Below are 19,554 nucleotides of genomic sequence, written 5' to 3' on the forward strand. Positions count from 1 at the left end.
TGTGTATCAGTTAAGATGGCATTAATTGCCAAATAAAATTGCAAAATGCGACGTGTAGCTTAATTCAAACTGCCCGATTCTCAAAGCAAATAATGCAAAAATTGTTAGCTAAATCACATTTTTTGACTAAAATTTAACCCAACATTGCTAATTCCACTCGTTCTAATCTCATTTTTTAACCCTAAGATAAGTTCGATGTCCCTTTCTTCGCATTCATTAAGCAAACGATAAACCTGCCATTGCACATCTAATTCGTCTTGAATTTCTGGTGCATTTTTCAGTTCTTGTTCATTTAAACTGCGATCAGCTTGTGTTTCTAAATAGGTTGCCACAGTCGAAAGTGAAATTTGGCTAATTTTAATTGCCTGCTCTAATGTTTCTCCGGCGATAATACTATGTAAAACTTCTGCTAATGCTTGGCAAGCATCTTCGGCAGGGAATACGCCGTAAAAATCAAATTCATTGACATCAGGAATAATGCTTTCCAATTTTTCGAGTTGGTTCTCAAAATTGATTTTCGCCCCTTTGACAGTTAAATGTTCCCAGACTAAATTGAGAATATTTTGAAAAGTTTTAGCATCATCTGACCGCTTACTGACCTCGCAAAAGAGTTGAAAGTTAGGCAACATACGTTCGCATAAACACGCCATAAAGGTAAGATGTTGCCAAGTTTCAAAACGCTCGATACGTTTATGAATAGGGTTTCTCATTCGTTATCCTTATTTGTGATACTGCTGTGAAAAGGCGTGAATGCTATCCACAAACACTTTCGGACTTTCTATCGGAACATCTTGATGGATACCGTGTCCCAGATTGAAGACGTGTCCTGAGCCTTGCCCAAAGCCAGCTAAAATCGCTTTGACTTCTTGTTCGATACGTTCAGGGCTTGCATAAAGTACGCTTGGATCCATATTGCCTTGCAATGCAACTTTGTGTCCGACACGACGACGAGCATCAGCAATATCTACCGTCCAGTCTAATCCTACTGCGTCACAACCTGTGTCAGAGATAGCTTCCAACCATAGACCACCACCTTTTGTAAATAAGGTCACAGGCACTTTTCTTCCGTCGTTTTCACGGATTAAGCCATCGACGATTTTGTGCATATAGCGTAAGGAAAATTCGTTGTAATCACGGTGTGCCAATACGCCACCCCAAGTGTCAAAGACCATTACCGACTGAGAACCAGCTTTAATTTGTGCATTCAGGTAAAGAATAACGCTGTCAGCCAGTTTGTCTAACAGAGCGTGTAGCAACGCAGGCTCGGCATACATCATTTTTTTGATTTTGGTAAAGGCTTTGCTACTTCCACCTTCAACCATATAAGTCGCTAATGTCCAAGGGCTACCCGAAAAACCAATCAATGGCACTTCGCCTTTCAACTCACGGCGAATGGTACGCACCGCATTCATCACATATTGCAGTTCTTGTTCAGGATCAGGAATAGGCAGATGATCGACATCGGCTTTACGCTCAATCGGACGAGCAAATTTAGGGCCTTCCCCTGCTCCAAAACTTAAGCCTAATCCCATTGCATCTGGAATAGTTAAAATATCAGAGAATAAAATTGCCGCATCTAACGCATAACGACGTAAAGGCTGAATAGTCACTTCGCACGCTAAATCCGCATTGCGACATAACGACATAAAATCCCCTGCTTCTGCACGAGTCGCCTTATATTCAGGCAAATAACGCCCTGCTTGACGCATCATCCAAACAGGTGTCATATCAACAGGTTCACGCAATAATGCTTTTAAATAACGATCATTTTTTAACATTGTCATACTATTCTCTCAAAATAAAAATGCCCTATCGGGCTTGATAGGGTAAATCATATCATAAATTACAGGGATTTGACGCTAATCTTCACGCTAACTTGTTCACCTGATTGCACTAATTGATGAATACGAGCAGTTTCAACGCACACCATCGTGCGGTATCCCGTTTCACTCATTCCGCTCATTGCCTTATGCCACGGGTTCCAAACCACCACTTCGCTGGCATTTTGATGTTCAACCATCATTTGACGGGAATAGCCAAGATCTTGGATCAGCGTTGGTTGTTGGTTAGCACGATAAATCTCATCAACTAATTCTGCAATTTTGCGTGGCGAACTAACCGCTTGCTGTTGCTGAATAAGGGAATTAAAGGTCTGTTCTGGTAAGCCAAACAATTCCACCTGCTCAATGTTTTTGACATTAAAATAACTATGTAATGCCACTTGTGCTTCGCCTTGAGCTAAATGGGTAAAACGCAACTGACAAGTTATCCCTAATTCCATCTCCATTTTTGCTTCTAATTGCTGATTTTCATCAAACAGACTAAATTCAAGTTTGACCTGATCCGCTTGAACTTGATAGTGAGATAGCTCCCACAAGCGATTACGAGCGGTACCGTGTGGGGGTTGTTTTACACCACCAAACCACGGATAACAAATCGGCACGCCACCACGAATAGCATTGCCTTGCTCAAACGGCTCAACTTCACTGAGCCAAAAAACATCTTGCTCAGCGTGAACAGGTTGCCAGCTCAATAAATGCGCACCTTGTAAAGCCACCTTCGCTTTCACTTTCGGGTGAGTAATTTCAAGCACTGGAATTTGGTTGTAATCGACCAATACAAGCTCTGGGGTAAGTTGTTTTGTCATATTTGCTCCTTTTATATAGACAAAAGGGATGTAACGATACATCCCTATTCTTATTATTGATTTAGATTTTGTTTTGCTGCGGCAATCGCTTCAGCTACACGCTCTAAGTTCACGCCGCCTTTGGCACAGCGTTTTGTCAAACAAGAGTCTAACGATAAAATCGGATAAACATCATCATTAATCACAGAATGGAATTGTTTAAACTTATCTAAATTTAGCTCTTCTAATGCTTTCTTCTGGCTAATTGCATAAACTACTGCTTCACCAACAATGTGGTGTGCCTCACGGAACGGAATACCTTTTGCAACCAAGTAATCTGCAAGTTCTGTTGCATTTGCGTAACCTTGCTGTGCAGCTTCTTTGGTACGCTCAGTATCGACTTTAATATCTTCTAACACTAATGCTGAAATATTGACACACGCTTGCCATGTTTCAATCGCATCGAAAATCCCTTCTTTATCTTCCTGCATATCTTTGTTGTAAGCCAACGGCAAGCCTTTTAAAGTTGCTAATAAACCGCTTAACGCACCAAACACACGCCCAGTTTTACCACGCACAAGCTCACAGGCATCAGGGTTTTTCTTCTGTGGCATTAATGATGAACCTGAAGTCACACGATCTGAGAGTTCGACAAAGTGAGATTCACCACTGTTAAAGATGATGAGATCTTCGGCAAAACGAGAAAGGTGCATCATACTAATAGAGGCCGCCGCTAAAAGTTCTAAAACGTGATCACGGTCAGATACACTGTCTAAGCTGTTGCGAGTAGCGGTTTCAAATCCAAGATCTTGTGCGAGTAAATCACGGTCGATTGCATAAGCCGTACCCGCTAACGCCCCTGAACCTAGTGGGCAAGTATTCATTCGTTTATAAGCATCGGTTAAACGGCTGCAATCTCGTTCTAACATCTCGTAATATGCCATACACCAATGGGCAAAGGTGATCGGCTGAGCCCGTTGTAAATGGGTATAACCTGGCATTACAGAAAGTTGGTTAGCTTCTGCGGTTTCCACCAATTTTTCTTGTAACGCACGGATAGACTCTTGTAGTGAAAGCACTTGGGCTTTACACCATAATTTCATATCTACGGCAACTTGGTCGTTACGGCTACGTCCTGTGTGCAGTTTTTTACCGAGATCGCCGACTTTTTTAATCAGTTGTAGCTCAACCCAGCTATGAATATCTTCCGCATCTTCTTGTAGCACAATGGCTAAATTAGGGGCAACTTCTGCACGCAACTGCTTTAACGCCGCAATTAATTCGACTAATTCCGCTTGATTGATGATCCCTACGGAATGAATGGCTTTTGCCCAACCAATTGAGCCGTCAATATCTTGTAACGCCAAGCGGTAGTCAAAACGTAATGAATCGTTGAAATATTTGAATTGTTGATCTGCTTGTTGTGTGAAACGTCCACCCCAAAGTGCCATATCCAGTATCCTTTATAAATTAAATTGCAAATAAAAGGCGGTTTCTCACCGCTTGTCTTGGTGATTATTATGCATAATTATGCAATTCAACTCAATAATTATTTGTATTAAGTTTCTATACTTCCATCTTGTAACAATATTATGCAACAATCTAGCGATTTTGTAATGCATCTAAGCCTAATATTAAACTTACTATGGAAAACTTTAGACAAAGTTGGTCTGAAATTATGAGAAGATACTTCAATAATTTCCTTAAAATTGCAAATTTTTGCTTTCATTCCCCCCCCCATTCGCTATATCATTGCAAGCTATTTCAAGAACATATTTATTATGTTGCTAGGTGCTGAATTTTTAGTCAGCTTTTTTTGCATTTTCTCAATTTATGCCCTAGGGGGAAAACAAAAATCAATGGAAAAGTTAGAGCAAAAACCAATTATTGAGCTTCGTTCTATAACGAAACGTTATGGTGAAAAAACAATTATTGATGGCTTAGATCTTACAATTAATGACGGTGAGTTTTTAACCATTCTTGGTCCGTCTGGCTGTGGTAAAACAACGGTATTGCGTTTAATTGCAGGTTTTGAAGATTTAACTGATGGTTCAATTATTCTTGACGGACAAGATGTATCGAATGTTGATGCAGAGCAACGTCCAGTAAATACGGTTTTCCAAAGTTATGCACTTTTCCCTCATATGACCATTTTTGATAATGTCGCTTTCGGTTTGCGTATGCAAAAAGTGCCAGAAGCGGAAATCAAGCCTCGTGTAATGGAAGCGTTGCGTATGGTGCGTTTGGAAGAAATGGCACCGCGTAAGCCGTCACAGCTTTCAGGAGGTCAGCAACAACGTATTGCGATTGCTCGTGCGGTGGTTAATCAGCCGAAAGTGTTGTTATTAGATGAATCGCTTTCTGCTCTTGACTATAAATTGCGTAAAGAAATGCAACACGAATTAAAACAGTTGCAACGTCAATTAGGTATTACCTTTATTTTCGTTACCCACGATCAAGAAGAGGCATTAACAATGTCGGATCGTATTATCGTAATGAACAAAGGTAAGATCCAACAAGATGGCTCGCCTCGTGAGATCTATGAAGAACCAAGTAACTTGTTCGTAGCGCGTTTTATCGGCGAAATCAATGTGTTTGATGCAACGGTGATTGAGCGTGTGACAGAAAAAACGGTAAAAGCCAATGTGGAAGGTCGCATTTGCGAAATTCATACGGAATTACCTGTTCATCCAAATCAAAAACTGAAAGTATTGCTTCGTCCAGAAGATATTGTGATTGAAGAGCTTGATGAAAACGAAAGTGCAAAAGCGGTGATTGGACACGTTAGCGACCGTACTTATAAAGGTATGACCCTTGAGTCTAATGTGGTGTTAGATCATAACCAAATGAAAGTGTTAGTGAGCGAGTTCTTCAATGAAGACGATCCGCATATGGATCACTCTGTAGGACAAAAAGTGGCATTAACGTGGCACGAAGGCTGGGAGGTTGTACTCGACGATGAAGACTGCTAGTAAGAAATTTCAAAATATTACTGTAGCGGTTATCTTCGGTTGGTTAATTTTCTTTGTATTAATCCCGAACTTACTGGTGTTATTCACCAGTTTTATGACCAAAGACAGTAGTAATCTGATTGAATTTACGTTTTCCCTTGAAAGCTATGGTCGTTTGATTGATCCACTTTACTCACAAGTATTGTGGAACTCGCTCTGTATGGCTGGGATTGCAACCATTATTTGTTTGGTGGTGGGCTATCCGTTTGCCTTTATGATTGCAAAATTGCCTGCGAAATATCGTCCATTTTTGCTCTTTTTGGTGGTGTTGCCATTCTGGACGAACTCGCTTATCCGTATTTACGGAATGAAGATTTTCCTTGGCGTTAAAGGCGTTCTAAACGAAACCTTGCTATCTTTGGGTATTATTAGCGAGCCAATCCGTATATTAAATACCGAAATTGCGGTGATTATCGGTTTGGTTTACATATTATTGCCTTTTATGATTTTGCCACTCTATTCTTCGATTGAAAAAATTGATGGACGTTTATTAGAAGCAGCAAAAGATTTGGGTGCAAATGTGTTCCAACGCTTTGTTAAAGTAATTATTCCATTAACAATGCCGGGAATTGTGGCGGGTTGCTTATTAGTTTTGCTTCCTGCAATGGGTATGTTCTATGTGGCAGACTTATTAGGCGGTGCGAAAGTGTTGCTTGTAGGTAATATCATTAAAAGTGAGTTCCTTGTTACGCGTAACTGGCCATTTGGCTCTGCAATCAGTATTGCATTAACTGTCTTGATGGCATTAATGATTTATGTGTACTACCGTGCAAATAAACTGATGAATAAGAAAATGGAGTTAGAATAATGAATCGCGTATTGAAAAGCTTTTTTATGTTTGTCGTGTACGCATTCTTGTACATTCCAATCATCATTTTAATCATCAATTCCTTTAATGCTGACCGTTATGGTTTAAGCTGGAAAGGTTTTAGCTGGAACTGGTATGAGCGTTTATTTAACAATGATACGCTAATTCAAGCGGCGACAAACTCAATTACCATAGCCTTTTTCTCGGCGACTTTTGCAACTTTAATCGGTGCATTAACAGCGATTGCACTCTATCGCTATCGTTTCCGTGGAAAACAATTTGTTGGTGGTATGTTGTTTGTGGTAATGATGTCACCTGATATTGTAATGGCAGTATCTTTACTTGCCTTATTTATGTTAGTTGGTGTGGCATTGGGCTTCTGGTCTTTATTATTTGCACATATTACGTTCTGCTTACCTTATGTGGTTGTGACGGTATCCTCACGTTTAAACGACTTCGATGCGAAAATGTTAGAAGCGGCAAAAGACTTAGGGGCGAATGAATTTACCATTTTGCGTAAAATCTTATTCCCATTGTTGCTCCCTGCGATTGTTTCAGGCTGGTTATTAAGTTTTACCATCTCGTTAGATGATGTTGTGGTTTCTTCTTTCGTGACAAGTGCAAGCTATGAAGTGTTACCATTGAAGATTTTCTCACTGGTTAAAACAGGAGTAACCCCAGAAGTCAATGCGTTAGCGACTATTATGATTGTATTCTCACTTGCGTTAGTGGTATTAAGTCAGTTAGTTCTGCGTAAGAAAGATTAATACTATTCACAAGTACACTAAATCAAAAGCTTAATTTTCATACAAAAGAGATCCTATGTAGGATCTCTTTATTTTTTCTAAATATCGTCGTTTTGTATCATTGAGTGGTGCTATCAAATAAAGGAAGCCAACCTTTGGAGCTTACGGTATGTTTAGGGAGATAATGATTGCGCCTGAAAATATACTGTTCTAAAATGATAGTGTTAAAATCCACATAAAATTATTGATGTAAAATCTATTTATTTGAGAATTTAGGAACAACAACGTGTCAAAAACAATTCAAGCTTTACGCGGAATGAATGACCTTTCCCCAACTGAAACACCATTATGGCAGTGGGTCGAAAGCAATATCCGTGATACTTTCGCAAGTTATGGCTACACAGAAATGCGTAGTCCGATTATGGAATCCACCGACTTATTTAAACGTGGCGTCGGTGAAGCGACAGATATTGTCGAGAAAGAGATGTTTACCTTTAGCCGTAGCGAAGAAGCAGGCGAAAGTTTTACTCTTCGCCCTGAAGGTACGGCAGGTTGCGTGCGTGCGGCGATTGAACACGGTTGGATTTACAACCAAGAACAACGTCTATGGTATATTGGTCCGATGTTCCGCTATGAGCGTCCGCAAAAAGGTCGTTATCGTCAATTCCACCAAGCTGGCGTTGAAATTTTCGGGATCCCAAATGCTGAAGCGGATGCGGAATTAATTGTGTTAACCGCTCGCTTATGGGAAAAATTAGGTATCCGTGAACACGTCACTTTACAGCTTAACTCAATCGGCGGATTGGAAGTGCGTACTCGATACCGTGAAGCTCTAGTTGCTTTCTTGCAAAATCATTTAGACGTATTAAAGCAAGATCCTGACAGCGAACGCCGTTTAACAACCAACCCATTACGCATTTTGGATACCAAAAATCAAGCGTTACAAGCAGTATTAAACGATGCACCAAAACTTCACGATTTCTTAGATGATGAATCGAAAGCACATTTTGCTAAACTTTGTGCAATCCTTGATGAAATGGGTATTGCCTACGAAGTCAATCAAAAATTAGTGCGTGGTTTGGATTACTACAATAAAACCGTATTTGAGTGGATCACCACAGCATTAGGTGCGCAAGGTACAGTTTGTGGCGGTGGTCGCTATGATGGCTTAGTCGCACAACTCGGCGGACACGCAACGGAAGGTGTTGGCTTTGCTATGGGCTTAGAGCGTTTAGTCTTGTTAGTGCAAGAAGTGAACCCGAATGTGCAATTACCAAGAGCTGTTGATATTTATGTAGTTCATTCAGGTGAAGGCACAACGGCAGTTGCATTCCGTTTGACTGAAACCTTGCGTAATGCGTTCCCACAACTTCGCACAATGCTACATACAAGTGGTGGGAATTTCAAAAAACAATTCAAACGTGCCGATAAATCAGGGGCGAAAATTGCTTTGGTGTTAGGTGAAAGTGAAGTCGCCGAGCAGAAAGTGGTAGTAAAAGACCTATTTGGTGAAGCGGAGCAAATGACCATTGCCCAAGCTGATTTAATCAACGAATTAACAACGCATTTTGCATAGGGAGCAGAAATGAGCGATTATCTTAATAAAACCGAAGAACAGCAGTTTGAAGAAGCAAAAAGCTGGTTTAAAGAAAATGGCACACCGATTGTTGTGGCAATTTTTCTAGTTGCAGCAGCAACATTTGGCTGGAACTACTGGCAAAAACACCAAATTGAAGTAGCTCAAACCACATCAGCCAGCTACCAACAAGTGATGGAAAGCTATTTGCAAAATCCTGAAAAAAACGCACCGCTTGTACAAAAATTTATTGCGGAGAATAAAGACTCAAGTTACGCGGTATTTGCTCAACTCGAAGAAGCAAAACAAGCGGCAGATAAAGGCGATTTTGCGACAACAAAAACGTTATTAACACAGTCTTTAGGTTCGACAACCGATGCAACATTACAAAACGTGATCCGTTTTCGTCTTGCTACAGTGGATTATCAGCTAAAAGAGTTTGATGCAGCATTAGCAACACTTTCTCAAATCAAAGACACCGCTTGGGATTTCCGTAAGCAGTTATTAACAGGTGATCTGTTAGCCGCAAAAGGCGACAAGGCGGCTGCGAAAAGTGCTTATGAGCAAGCCAAAGAAAAAGCGGGTGATGCAAATCAAATGCTAATTGATGTGCGTTTAAATAATCTGTAAAAAGGTAATAGTAGAGAAATCCTTAATGAAGGTTAAGGTTATCTGCTTCTTGGTAATTAAAGAAAATAGCTCCTAGAGGCAGATATTTCACGGAATTAAAGTTAAGGTGTTACTGAATGCTATTTGTATCTTCTGGTAGTCAATGCCATGTGATTTTTAAATGATAATAACCTTTTATAGTTGAATTAAGTTCTAAGATACTCTCTCTTTCTTCTCCATTAATAAATTATATTTTTATATATAAATTAAACAAGTAATGCTTGATTTTCTTCGCAAGAAATTACCTTCTATGAACAGAGTATGGAAAATGTTATAAAGCAATAATATTGCTATCTATTTATATGGTATGTGGATATTTCATGTCAATAAATCTGGAAGATTTTGATGATTGGAGGAACAAATGCAACACAAAAAAATCGCCTTTATAGGTGCTGGTAATATGGCGTTTGCTATCATTTCAGGATTAATCAAAAGCGGTTATCCTGCCGAGCAAATTATCGCTCGTAATAAAAGCAATGAAACTCGCCGCTCGCAGTTAAGAGCAATGGGCGTTCAGGTGGATTTGTCTAACCTTGATACTGTGACCCAAGCTGACGTAGTGATTTTGGCAGTTAAACCGCAGATGATGGCGGAAGTGTGCAGTGAGTTTTCTCAAGTGGATTTTAGTGCAAAATGGGTGATTTCCGTTGCGGCTGGAATTTCTGTTGCTCGTCTTGAGCAACTGTTACCAACAGCAAGCAACATTGTTCGGACAATGCCGAATACGCCATCGCTCATCGGTGAAGGCATTGCAGGATTATTTGCAAAAAAATCGGTAGATCAGACCGCTTGTCAATTTGCAGAACAGCTAATGTCTGCGGTAGGTAAATGTTATTGGGTGGATACAGAAGCGGAGATCAACCAAATTATTGCCATCACAGGTTCTAGCCCTGCTTACTTCTTTAAGTTTATGGAAGCAATGCAAGAAGCGGCAATTAAAATGGGCTTTAGCGAACAAAATGCTCGTTATTTAGTGCAATCAGTGGCATTAGGGGCGGCAAAAATGGTGGTAGAAAATCCAGAAGTCGCCTTAGCAACCTTACGCGAAAATGTCACTTCAAAAGGCGGTACAACGGCTCAAGCATTGGCGGTATTTGAACAACGTGAGCTAAATGCAACCGTTGAACAAGCGATGAATGCGGCAATTAAACGTGCAGAAGAGATGGAAAAATCTCTATGATACAATTTACCCCTTTTCAATGGTCGTCGTTTAACTTCTTCGGCTTTTACTGTGCCTATGGCGTGCTGTTGCCGTTTCTACCTGTTTGGTTGAACCATCACGGCTACGATTCGGGAATGATTGGCTTGTTAATCGCTTCAGGTTATCTATTCCGCTTTTTAGGGGCAATGACCTTTTCTAAACGCATTACCCACCCCAACCAGCTACTTTCTCTTGCTCGTTGGCTAACGTGGCTCGCCATTGCCACTCTGTTTTTAGTTGCCTTTGGGGTACAAACAATTTGGATTTTATTCCCTGCAATCGCACTGTTCCATATCTTCAACGGCGGAGCAATGCCGATAGCTGATACCATAGCTTCCACTTGGCAACAGCAAGTCGGGATTGATTATGGCAGAACACGTTTGTTTGGCTCGATTGCCTTTGTGGTCGGCTCAGTTAGCACAGGCTATTTAGTCGGCTGGCTAGGGGAAAGTGCAATTATCGGCATTTTGATCGGCTGGCTAGTCTTTTTAGGCACTGGCTTAACGGTCAATCCGACCCAAACCTTTGTACAAACGGAAGAAAAAGCCCAATCAGATTTAAGCTATCTGCAATTAATGAAAGTGCCAACCACATTCAAAATGTTGATTGCCATTTCCTTAATTCAATCTTCTCACGCCGCTTATTATGCTTATAGTACGATTTACTGGGCATCAGCAGGGATTTCGACCCAAAGTGCAAGTTTATTATGGGGATTAGCAGTTGTTTCAGAAATTCTGTTTTTCTTCTTTGCCAACCGTTTATTTAAAACGTGGAAAATCAGCCATTTAATGATCTTATCTGCCATTAGCTCAATGGTGCGTTGGATTTTACTGGCTTCCACCACCAATATGGCGATCTTAATGGCAATGCAGATGTTCCATTCTATCTCTTATGGAGCAGGACATTATGCAATGATCCGCTACCTTTCAACCCAACCCACGGAACAAATGGCAAAACTACAAGCATTCTATTTTAGCTTTGCAAGCTGTATTTTTATGGCGTTGTTTACCTTTATCGCAGGCTTGGTCTATCAAGTTTCGCCAATAGGTAGCTTCTGGCTAATGGTGCTGTTTGCTCTGCCTGCGATTTTTATCGTGCCGAAGCGGTTTGGGGTGAGGGTTTAGATGAATGAATACCTAACATATCAATTCAATAATAATTTAAGGGGCTGTATTAGATTAGCCACACCATTTTCTCAACATTTTAAGTTGCTCTTTTGGTATCCCAAAGTTAAACCGAAATTCACATTCTTTCAAGAATAAAAGGAAACTTTTTCGGTCAATTCCATTATATTTTCGGAGTATCCGCTTGGATTGACTCCAAAAATTCTCAATGCCGTTGATGTGATTTTGTTTCACTGTAAACAGCTCCGAATGGCTAATTCGTTCGTGGTGAAATTCGCTTACATCAAGGGCATCATAACTATGGTAAGTATCTGTATAAACCCAGCTATCAGGCTTGATTTTCCTTGCTATAACAGGCATTGGCGTTGTTGTCTGCGTATCATTGACTACCACAGTAAATACTTTTCCTTGCCGTTTCAATATCCCCAAAACAGCCACTTTTCCACCGCCCACAACCTCGTTTTCCTTTACGATGTCCACCAAAATAGCTTTCATCCAGCTCAATTTGTCCGTCAGATACTTCATCTGCTTCAAGTGCTAAATTATAGCTGATAACCTCGCGGATTTTGCGGTAAAACAGTGCAGCAGAGTTATCATTTATCTCTAACAAATTTGCCGCAGAACGGACAGTGACTTCTAATACAAAAAATTCAAGGAGATTTTTTTGTATGGATTTCTTTAATTTACAATGAGTTATTTTCATTTTTATAGACTAACATACTTGCTAATCTAATACGGCCCCAAAATATTTATTCCGGCTTAATCCACTCTACCGTCCAACTGCCTGTTCCTTCTGGCACAAGCACATCAGTTAAATAGGGTAAAATCTTTTTCATTTGACTTTCTAACTGCCACGGTGGATTAATTACAATCATACCGCTTGCAGTCATACCTCGTTGGTCTGAGTCAGGGCGAACGGCTAATTCAATCTGTAAAATTTTGCGGATCCCCGTTTCAACTAGGCCTCTTACGATACGTTTGGTATGTTGGCGAAGCACCACAGGATACCAAATCGCATAAACGCCTGTGGCAAAGCGTTTGTAGCCTTCTTCAATGGCTTTTACCACCAGTTCATAATCTTCTTTTAATTCATAAGGCGGATCGATCAGCACCAAACCACGCTTTTCTTTTGGCGGTAAGGCAGATTTTAACTGCTGAAAACCGTTTTCACGTTTTGTCACCACATTAGGTGTTTTGGCAAATTCATTGCGAAGTAGTGGGAAGTCGTTAGGGTGTAACTCTGTGAGTAACGCTCTGTCCTGTGGACGTAATTGTTGCACGGCAAGTAACGGCGAGCCTGCGTAAAAACGTAGCTTATCTTTGTTAATTTTTTTGATTTCATTTAGGTACAAGACAACTTCTTCGGGGAGATCGGTTCTCTCCCAAAGGCGAGCTATACCTTCAATATATTCCCCTGTTTTTTCCGCTTCGCTACTTTGCAAGCTATAACGCCCCACACCCGAATGGGTATCAAGGTAGAAAAAGCCTTTTTCTTTCTGTTTTAAGGCGTGCAAAATGAGGGTTAAAACGATATGTTTAAGGACATCGGCGTGGTTGCCTGCGTGAAAACTGTGATGATAACTCAGCATTTTTATTCTCTTTCTTGTAAAATGGCTCTATTTTAGCTTATTTAGTCGTTTTAAACTATGCAGAAAACGTTAAAGATTGAAAATGGTTGGCTGTTAAATACCAAACAAGTACCTTCACCGCACTTTAATCCAAGACCCTATCAAGACGATATTTCTCTTTTGGTCATTCATTATATTAGCTTGCCCCCTGATGAATTTGGCGGTGATTTTATTGACCGTTTTTTTGAAGGCAAGTTAGACCCAACCCTTCACCCCTATTTTGAAGAGATTAAAGATTTACGGGTTTCCGCTCACTGTTTAATTAATCGAGAAGGGCAAATTACTCAATATGTCAATTTTAACGATATGGCTTGGCACGCTGGCGTTTCTTGCTTTGAAGGGCGTGAAAAATGCAATGAGTTTTCTATCGGGATTGAGCTAGAAGGCAGTAATAACCAGCCTTTTACCGAAGCGCAATATCAAACCTTAGCTAGCCTTACGCGAGTGATTATGCAAGCCTATCCGCAAATTACGCCTGAGCGTATCGCAGGTCACAATCAAATTGCCCCAGAACGAAAAATCGACCCTGGGCAGTATTTTGAGTGGGGATATTACGACTTACTACTTAGGTATATTCTTAAGTAAACCCAATAAAAAACGCCAATAAAATCGGCACAACCAAATTGATAATAAAGCCGAAACTGATTGCAAGAGGCACAATCTGAATACCTCCTGATTTTTGAATAATTGGCAATGTGGCATCAAGTGCGGTAGCTCCGCCAAGTCCTACGGCTGTTGAGGGAAAGTGACGCATAAAAAACGGTATCGCAAATAAGCAGAAGATTTCTCTTGAGAGATCGTTGAAAAAGGCAATGCTACCGTCCATTGCCCCCCAAGCATCATTGACTAATACGCTTGAAAGGGAATACCAACCAAAACCAGAAGCAAAGACAAGGGCTTTAATCATCGGCAAATCAAGCAGATAAGCACAAAGAATACCGCCAATCAGACCGCTTGCGATAAAGACGACGGAAGTCAAAATGCCACGAGTATTTAAAAATACATCACGCAGTGGAATGCCACTGTTTCTAAGTTGAACCCCGACACAGAAAATCATTACCACTAGGACATAGGTGCTTGAATGTAAAGGGAAATCAACCACATTTTTAGTTGTAAAGCCTAAAATTACTCCGACAAAAACCGTTGCACAGAGTTGTGCCGACTCAAGCAAAACCTTCCAACGAGATGGCAATTCTTCAAGGCTATGTGCCTCACGTTTGATCGGGTAACACTTATCAAAAATGAGCAAACAGACAATGTTGCAAAGGTGTAGAATTGCACTTAAACCAAATGCCGTTGCTCCAATTTGTGGCAGTTTGGTCGTTAATTCATCTAATTGCCCAAGCGAAATTCCCATAATCAATAAAATCAGGTATAAGCAGTAAAGCGTAATGCGATTGACCCAATTGAGTATCTGTTGATTTGTCGTTTGGAAAAGATACCCTAAAAAAAGTGGGACAAAGGCGATCATTAGTCCGTATAGCATAATTTCTCCTTTTGCCAATAAAGTAAGGAATGTAATGGATAATTTAACGAAGATAAACTGTTTTTATTTACAGTATTTTATTGTATAATTAAGAATACACAAGCGGTCAGATTTCTCTCACAGTTTACAAATATAGGCGAGCAATGAATTACAACAAAAAAATTATTCATATTGATATGGATTGCTTTTATGCTTCTATTGAAATTCGCAATAATCCAAGTTTAAAAGGAAAGCCTGTTGCAGTAGGGGGAAAAGCTAATCAACGTGGGGTGCTGACAACCTGTAATTATGAAGCGCGTAAATTCGGCTTGCATAGTGCGATGTCCACTTCTCAAGCGTTAAAACGTTGCCCGAATTTAATTTTATTGCCTGTCAATATGTCGCTTTATAAGGCGGTATCAGAGCAAATTCATTGCATTTTTCGCCGTTATACCGACATCATTGAGCCGATCTCTTTAGATGAAGCCTACCTCGATGTGACCGCTTGTAAGCAACATTCAGGCTCTGCAACTTGGATAGCCCAAGCCATTCGTCAGGATATTTGGCAAGAGCTACAACTTACTTCATCAGCAGGTATTGCACCGCTGAAATTTCTAGCAAAAATCGCTTCCGATCAAAATAAGCCCAACGGACAATTTGTTATTTGCCCCGAAGAGGTTGCGGATTTTGTGAAAACCTTGCCGTTAAAGAAAATTTCAGGGGTGGGCAAAGTGGCCCAAGAAAAGCTGGCACAACTTGGATTTATCACCTGTGGCGATATTCAACAAGCAGATCAGGCTTTGATTTATCAACAGTTTGGTAAGTTTGGGCAACGCTTATGGGATTTCTGTCACGGCATCGATCCAAGAGAAGTCGAGCCTCACCGCCCTCGAAAATCGCTTGCAGTGGAAAATACCTTACTTTCTGATCTTGATACACTCACTGAGGCGGAAGATGTGGTGAAATCGCACTATCAAACCTTACTCTTTCGGCTTCAACGCAACTGGGGCGATAAGCCACTGAGCGATTTAAAAAAGATCGGAATTAAACTGAAATTTGATGATTTCACCCAAACTACACTAGAGCGAACCACAGACGGTATCGCAGAACACCATTTTTTACAGCTATTACAACAGATTTGGCAACGACGAAAGGGGCGAAAAATTCGTTTGATCGGATTGAATGTGCATTTTCCTGAAGAAAAAATTACGAAGCAATTAAATTTATGGGAATAATTTTTGTCTAATCCTTGATTTTTGTTAAATAATCATTATGTTAAGCATTCGGTAATCGCTTATTACCGAATAACAACAATTTATTAACTTTGGAGAATTATCTATATGATGCGTATCGCACTTTTCCTTGCGACAAACTTTGCAGTAATGATTGTGCTAGGGATTATTTTAAGTGTTACTGGCATTGCTGGAAACAGTACGGGTGGAATTTTAATTATGTCTGTGCTTTTTGGTTTTGCTGGTTCTTTAATCTCATTATTTATGTCAAAAACAATGGCATTAAAATCAGTGGGAGCAGAAATTATCACTGAACCACGCAACAATGCAGAGCGTTGGTTGGTTGAAACAGTGAAACGCCAATCGCAACAAGCGGGTATTCCAATGCCAGATGTTGCAATTTACCACTCAGCTGATGTAAACGCATTTGCAACAGGGGCAACCAAAAGTAACTCGCTAGTTGCAGTGAGTACAGGTTTGTTAAACACAATGACAGAAGACGAAGCAGAAGCAGTTGTGGCACACGAAGTAGCACATATTGCTAATGGCGATATGGTCACAATGACTTTATTGCAAGGGGTATTAAATACCTTTGTTATCTTCCTCTCTCGTATGATTGCAACGGCAGTATCCAGTAGCCGTAATGATGATGGCGAAGAAACCCAAAGTAGTGGCACTTACTTCTTAGTATCAATGGTTCTGGAAATACTTTTCGGCGTATTAGCAACCATCATTGCAATGTGGTTCTCTCGTTACCGTGAGTTCCGTGCAGATGCAGGCTCGGCTCAATTAGTGGGTAAAGAGAAAATGATTGCGGCGTTGCAACGTTTACAACGTGTTCACGATCCAGAAGAATTACCTGGTTCATTAAATGCGATGATGATTAACGGTAAAGCAAAAGAGTTCTTTATGAGCCACCCACCGTTAGAAAAACGTATTGAAGCGTTGAGAAATTTATAGTGAGATAATATTATTCACTATAATTTAGGGTATCGAAAATAATCTCAGCCAAAGATACTGAAATTCCAGGAACCGATTTAATTTCATCAAGTGTTGCTGATTTGACGCCTTGCATACCACCGAGATATTTTAGCAACAAATGGCGGCGTTTAGCCCCAACGCCAGCGATTGCCTCTAAACCACTTTCGGTAAAGGCTTTTTGCCGTTTTTTACGGTGTCCGCTAATGGCGTGGTTATGGGATTCATCACGGATATGCTGAATTAAATGTAACGCAGGGCTGTCGGGTGGTAGGTGGATTTCCTTGTCCCATTTGCTGATCAGCAAGGTTTCTAGCCCAGCTTTTCGTTCTACGCCTTTTGCCACACCGATGAGTAATGGTTTGGATTTATCCCATTCCACTTTGAGATTGGCAAAGGTGTCTAAGGCTCGATTTAACTGCCCTTTTCCGCCGTCAATAAAAATAATATCAGGGATTTTTTCAGGCGGTAGCGGTTTATCATAACGTTTGAGCAGGGCTTGTTCCATTGCGGCATAATCATCGCCCCCTGTAATACCTTCAATGTTGAAACGGCGATAGTCGGATTTTAACGGTCCATTTTCATCAAACACCACACAAGAAGCGACCGTTTGTTCGCCCATCGTATGACTGATGTCGAAACATTCCATTCTTGCAATTTTTGGCAAAGAAAGCACCGCTTGTAAAGCTTCATAACGGGTTTGGATTCGAGCATCTTGCTTGAGCTGTAAGGTCAATGCTGCCATTGCGTTCGTTTTGGCAAGCGCAAGATAACGGCTTTTTTCACCACGCACTTTATCGGTAATGCTCACTTTATGCCCTGCTTGTTCCGATAATACCTTTTCTAAGGCGTCCACTTCGCTCACGGAGTGATCGATAATAATTTGATGCGGAATGGTGCGATGTTGGTTCATCTGCAAATAGAATTGCCCGATAAAAGTGTCACTCAATTCGGCAAGTTCGGTATGGTTCGGCACTTTTGGGAAATAACTTCGGCTACCCAACATTTTCCCTTGTCGTACAAACAGAATATGTACGCAAGCGATACCGTGTTGGTAGGCAATCGAAATAATATCGAGATCGTCTAGACGTTCATTCGATACAAATTGCTTTTCAGTGACCACTCGCATCTGCTGAATTTGATCTCGAAAACGGGCAGCAGCTTCAAAATCCAGATCTTCCGCAGCTTTTTCCATTTTACCGATCAAATGTTCGATCACTTGCTGATCTTTACCTTGTAAGAATAAGCGAACATACTCCACCTGTTGATCGTATTCTCGTTGGGAATAAACGCCTTCAACGCAAGGGGCAAGGCAACGCCCGATTTGATACTGCAAACAAGGACGAGAACGGTTTTTGTAGTAGCTGTCTTCACACTGGCGGATCGGAAACAGTTTTTGGAGCAGATTTAAGGTTTCTCGCACCGCCCCTGCATTTGGGTAAGGTCCAAAATATTCCCCAGCAATTTTTTTGCTCCCCCGAAAACTGGCTAAACGTGGGTGTTGGTGTTTGGTGAGCAAAATATAAGGGTAAGATTTATCGTCACGGAGCAACACATTGTATTTCGGTTGATTTTCCTTAATGTAATTGTGTTCCAACAGTAAGGCTTCGGTTTCCGAATGGGTAATGGTGGTATCAATATGAGCAATTTGCGAGACCAACGCTTCGGTTTTTCGGCTGGCAAGATTGCTACGAAAATAGCTCGATAGACGCTTTTTTAAATCTTTTGCCTTACCGACATAGATGATCGTGCCTTTATCATCATACATACGATAAACACCAGGGTTATGTGGCGTATCGGCAAGAAATTGTTTGGAATTGAATTTTGACATAATCAACATTTCCCCCTTTGAAAAAGGGGGATTTAAGATTTTAATAAACTGCCTTTAGATGCTTTCAAGTATTGCAACATCGACCAAATGGTTAAAATCGCAGCGATATAGAGCAAAGCAAAGGCGGCATATTCCATCCACGCTGTTTGTCGCCATAATAAACCACCCAATGCCAACATTTGTGCAGTCGTTTTCACTTTACCCCAAATCGACACCGCTACACTCGCACGTTCGCCTAATTCCGCCATCCACTCACGCAACGCCGAAATAATAATCTCACGGGCAATCATAATGCCAGCTGGAATAGTGATCCACCAAGTATGGTAGTATTCGACCACAGACACCAATGCAATCGCGATTAAAACTTTATCTGCCACAGGATCTAAAAATGCCCCTAAGCGAGTAGTTTGGTTCCACTTGCGAGCCAAATAGCCGTCAAACCAGTCAGTAATTGAAGCAATAAAAAAAATCAACGTGGTAATTTCAGCAGAATATTGAATAGGCAAGTAAAACGAAACAATAAACAGCGGAATTAACGCCACACGAAATAAAGTCAGATAGGTCGGAATGTTGAGTTTCATACGTTACAGGTCGAATAAGGTATTCTCTATATTCTATTATAAAGTAGATGAAAGAAGAAAGCGATAATGCCATAACTC

At 40.7% G+C, this 19,554-nt stretch carries 18 protein-coding genes and 1 pseudogene; 10 read left to right on the top strand and 9 right to left on the bottom strand.

Going from position 1 to position 19,554, the window contains the following annotated elements:
* Window positions 1–113 precede the first annotated feature (113 nt).
* Genes J1G47_RS07360 through argH form a run of 4 tightly spaced genes read right to left on the bottom strand, consistent with a single transcriptional unit; the run spans window position 114 to window position 4,077 of the window.
* A complete protein-coding gene (locus J1G47_RS07360; protein WP_005713000.1) occupies window positions 114–710 on the bottom strand; it encodes a YjaG family protein in 597 nt (198 codons plus the stop codon).
* A gap of 9 nt (window positions 711–719) precedes the next feature.
* Window positions 720–1,784, bottom strand: coding sequence for a uroporphyrinogen decarboxylase (gene hemE / locus J1G47_RS07365; protein ID WP_160405375.1), 1,065 nt, complete (start codon window positions 1,782–1,784; stop codon window positions 720–722).
* A gap of 59 nt (window positions 1,785–1,843) precedes the next feature.
* On the bottom strand, window positions 1,844–2,647 hold the full coding sequence (locus tag J1G47_RS07370; protein WP_160405376.1) for a D-hexose-6-phosphate mutarotase: 804 nt from the start codon (window positions 2,645–2,647) through the stop codon (window positions 1,844–1,846).
* 53 nt (window positions 2,648–2,700) lie between these two features.
* Window positions 2,701–4,077: an argininosuccinate lyase gene (gene argH, locus J1G47_RS07375; protein WP_005712996.1), complete on the bottom strand. Its 1,377-nt coding sequence runs from the start codon at window positions 4,075–4,077 to the stop codon at window positions 2,701–2,703.
* A gap of 408 nt (window positions 4,078–4,485) precedes the next feature.
* Here argH and potA point away from each other — a divergent pair, with 408 nt between their 5' ends.
* The 7 genes from potA (at window position 4,486) to J1G47_RS07410 (ending at window position 11,761) form a co-directional block, all read left to right on the top strand.
* Window positions 4,486–5,598: a spermidine/putrescine ABC transporter ATP-binding protein PotA gene (potA, locus tag J1G47_RS07380; protein WP_010787055.1), complete on the top strand. Its 1,113-nt coding sequence runs from the start codon at window positions 4,486–4,488 to the stop codon at window positions 5,596–5,598.
* The gene (gene potB, locus J1G47_RS07385) at window positions 5,585–6,445 is read left to right on the top strand and encodes a spermidine/putrescine ABC transporter permease PotB (protein ID WP_075605523.1); all 861 of its coding nucleotides are present in this window, start codon (window positions 5,585–5,587) and stop codon (window positions 6,443–6,445) included. The genes potA and potB overlap by 14 nt, the downstream gene beginning before the upstream one ends.
* Entirely contained in the window at window positions 6,445–7,212 is a 768-nt protein-coding gene (potC, locus tag J1G47_RS07390; protein WP_021109730.1) for a spermidine/putrescine ABC transporter permease PotC, read from the top strand. The genes potB and potC overlap by 1 nt, the downstream gene beginning before the upstream one ends.
* Before the next feature lie 265 nt (window positions 7,213–7,477).
* Window positions 7,478–8,767, top strand: a complete 1,290-nt coding sequence (gene hisS, locus J1G47_RS07395; protein WP_160437521.1) for a histidine--tRNA ligase — start codon at window positions 7,478–7,480, stop codon at window positions 8,765–8,767.
* Window positions 8,768–8,776: 9 nt separating this feature from the next.
* A complete protein-coding gene (locus J1G47_RS07400; protein WP_012621922.1) occupies window positions 8,777–9,397 on the top strand; it encodes a YfgM family protein in 621 nt (206 codons plus the stop codon).
* Between the two features lie 400 nt (window positions 9,398–9,797).
* Entirely contained in the window at window positions 9,798–10,616 is an 819-nt protein-coding gene (gene proC, locus J1G47_RS07405; RefSeq protein ID WP_160437522.1) for a pyrroline-5-carboxylate reductase, read from the top strand.
* Complete coding sequence (locus J1G47_RS07410; protein ID WP_207326552.1) at window positions 10,613–11,761, top strand: 3-phenylpropionate MFS transporter; 1,149 nt, start codon at window positions 10,613–10,615, stop codon at window positions 11,759–11,761. Before proC ends, J1G47_RS07410 begins: the two co-directional genes overlap by 4 nt.
* Before the next feature lie 54 nt (window positions 11,762–11,815).
* On the opposite strand, the pseudogene J1G47_RS07415 reads toward J1G47_RS07410, so the two are convergent.
* A pseudogene (locus J1G47_RS07415) lies at window positions 11,816–12,464 on the bottom strand (IS1595 family transposase).
* Window positions 12,465–12,510: 46 nt separating this feature from the next.
* Complete coding sequence (locus J1G47_RS07420; RefSeq protein ID WP_010787067.1) at window positions 12,511–13,350, bottom strand: 23S rRNA (adenine(2030)-N(6))-methyltransferase RlmJ; 840 nt, start codon at window positions 13,348–13,350, stop codon at window positions 12,511–12,513.
* 57 nt (window positions 13,351–13,407) lie between these two features.
* Here J1G47_RS07420 and ampD point away from each other — a divergent pair, with 57 nt between their 5' ends.
* Window positions 13,408–13,974 carry a 1,6-anhydro-N-acetylmuramyl-L-alanine amidase AmpD gene (ampD, locus tag J1G47_RS07425; protein WP_010787066.1) on the top strand — a complete coding sequence of 189 codons (567 nt, stop codon included), beginning with the start codon at window positions 13,408–13,410 and terminating at the stop codon, window positions 13,972–13,974.
* Here the strand turns inward: ampD and J1G47_RS07430 are convergent.
* Window positions 13,967–14,875 carry a lysine exporter LysO family protein gene (locus J1G47_RS07430; RefSeq protein ID WP_010787065.1) on the bottom strand — a complete coding sequence of 303 codons (909 nt, stop codon included), beginning with the start codon at window positions 14,873–14,875 and terminating at the stop codon, window positions 13,967–13,969. The genes ampD and J1G47_RS07430 overlap by 8 nt on opposite strands.
* 143 nt (window positions 14,876–15,018) lie before the next feature.
* Between J1G47_RS07430 and dinB the strand changes: the two genes are divergently transcribed.
* Window positions 15,019–16,089, top strand: a complete 1,071-nt coding sequence (dinB, locus tag J1G47_RS07435) for a DNA polymerase IV (protein ID WP_005714148.1) — start codon at window positions 15,019–15,021, stop codon at window positions 16,087–16,089.
* A 105-nt stretch (window positions 16,090–16,194) separates the two neighbouring features.
* On the top strand, window positions 16,195–17,046 hold the full coding sequence (gene htpX / locus J1G47_RS07440; protein WP_005714149.1) for a protease HtpX: 852 nt from the start codon (window positions 16,195–16,197) through the stop codon (window positions 17,044–17,046).
* A gap of 10 nt (window positions 17,047–17,056) precedes the next feature.
* Here htpX and uvrC read toward each other — a convergent pair whose 3' ends face one another.
* Window positions 17,057–18,895, bottom strand: coding sequence for an excinuclease ABC subunit UvrC (gene uvrC / locus J1G47_RS07445; protein ID WP_075592733.1), 1,839 nt, complete (start codon window positions 18,893–18,895; stop codon window positions 17,057–17,059).
* A gap of 32 nt (window positions 18,896–18,927) precedes the next feature.
* A complete protein-coding gene (gene pgsA / locus J1G47_RS07450; protein WP_005714153.1) occupies window positions 18,928–19,476 on the bottom strand; it encodes a CDP-diacylglycerol--glycerol-3-phosphate 3-phosphatidyltransferase in 549 nt (182 codons plus the stop codon).
* Between the last annotated feature and the right edge of the window lie 78 nt (window positions 19,477–19,554).

Source organism: Glaesserella parasuis (assembly GCF_017352235.1).
GTDB classification, from domain to species: domain Bacteria; phylum Pseudomonadota; class Gammaproteobacteria; order Enterobacterales; family Pasteurellaceae; genus Glaesserella; species Glaesserella parasuis.

Coding starts and splice junctions, on each gene's coding strand:
- pgsA (WP_005714153.1), bottom strand. CDS start 19,476: ATGAAACTCAACATTCCGACCTATCTGACTTTATTTCGTGTGGCGTTA.
- J1G47_RS07420 (WP_010787067.1), bottom strand. CDS start 13,350: ATGCTGAGTTATCATCACAGTTTTCACGCAGGCAACCACGCCGATGTC.
- J1G47_RS07360 (WP_005713000.1), bottom strand. CDS start 710: ATGAGAAACCCTATTCATAAACGTATCGAGCGTTTTGAAACTTGGCAA.
- proC (WP_160437522.1), top strand. CDS start 9,798: ATGCAACACAAAAAAATCGCCTTTATAGGTGCTGGTAATATGGCGTTT.
- potA (WP_010787055.1), top strand. CDS start 4,486: ATGGAAAAGTTAGAGCAAAAACCAATTATTGAGCTTCGTTCTATAACG.
- J1G47_RS07410 (WP_207326552.1), top strand. CDS start 10,613: ATGATACAATTTACCCCTTTTCAATGGTCGTCGTTTAACTTCTTCGGC.
- htpX (WP_005714149.1), top strand. CDS start 16,195: ATGATGCGTATCGCACTTTTCCTTGCGACAAACTTTGCAGTAATGATT.
- argH (WP_005712996.1), bottom strand. CDS start 4,077: ATGGCACTTTGGGGTGGACGTTTCACACAACAAGCAGATCAACAATTC.
- potB (WP_075605523.1), top strand. CDS start 5,585: ATGAAGACTGCTAGTAAGAAATTTCAAAATATTACTGTAGCGGTTATC.
- hemE (WP_160405375.1), bottom strand. CDS start 1,784: ATGACAATGTTAAAAAATGATCGTTATTTAAAAGCATTATTGCGTGAA.
- uvrC (WP_075592733.1), bottom strand. CDS start 18,895: ATGTCAAAATTCAATTCCAAACAATTTCTTGCCGATACGCCACATAAC.
- J1G47_RS07400 (WP_012621922.1), top strand. CDS start 8,777: ATGAGCGATTATCTTAATAAAACCGAAGAACAGCAGTTTGAAGAAGCA.
- potC (WP_021109730.1), top strand. CDS start 6,445: ATGAATCGCGTATTGAAAAGCTTTTTTATGTTTGTCGTGTACGCATTC.
- J1G47_RS07430 (WP_010787065.1), bottom strand. CDS start 14,875: ATGCTATACGGACTAATGATCGCCTTTGTCCCACTTTTTTTAGGGTAT.
- J1G47_RS07370 (WP_160405376.1), bottom strand. CDS start 2,647: ATGACAAAACAACTTACCCCAGAGCTTGTATTGGTCGATTACAACCAA.
- ampD (WP_010787066.1), top strand. CDS start 13,408: ATGCAGAAAACGTTAAAGATTGAAAATGGTTGGCTGTTAAATACCAAA.
- dinB (WP_005714148.1), top strand. CDS start 15,019: ATGAATTACAACAAAAAAATTATTCATATTGATATGGATTGCTTTTAT.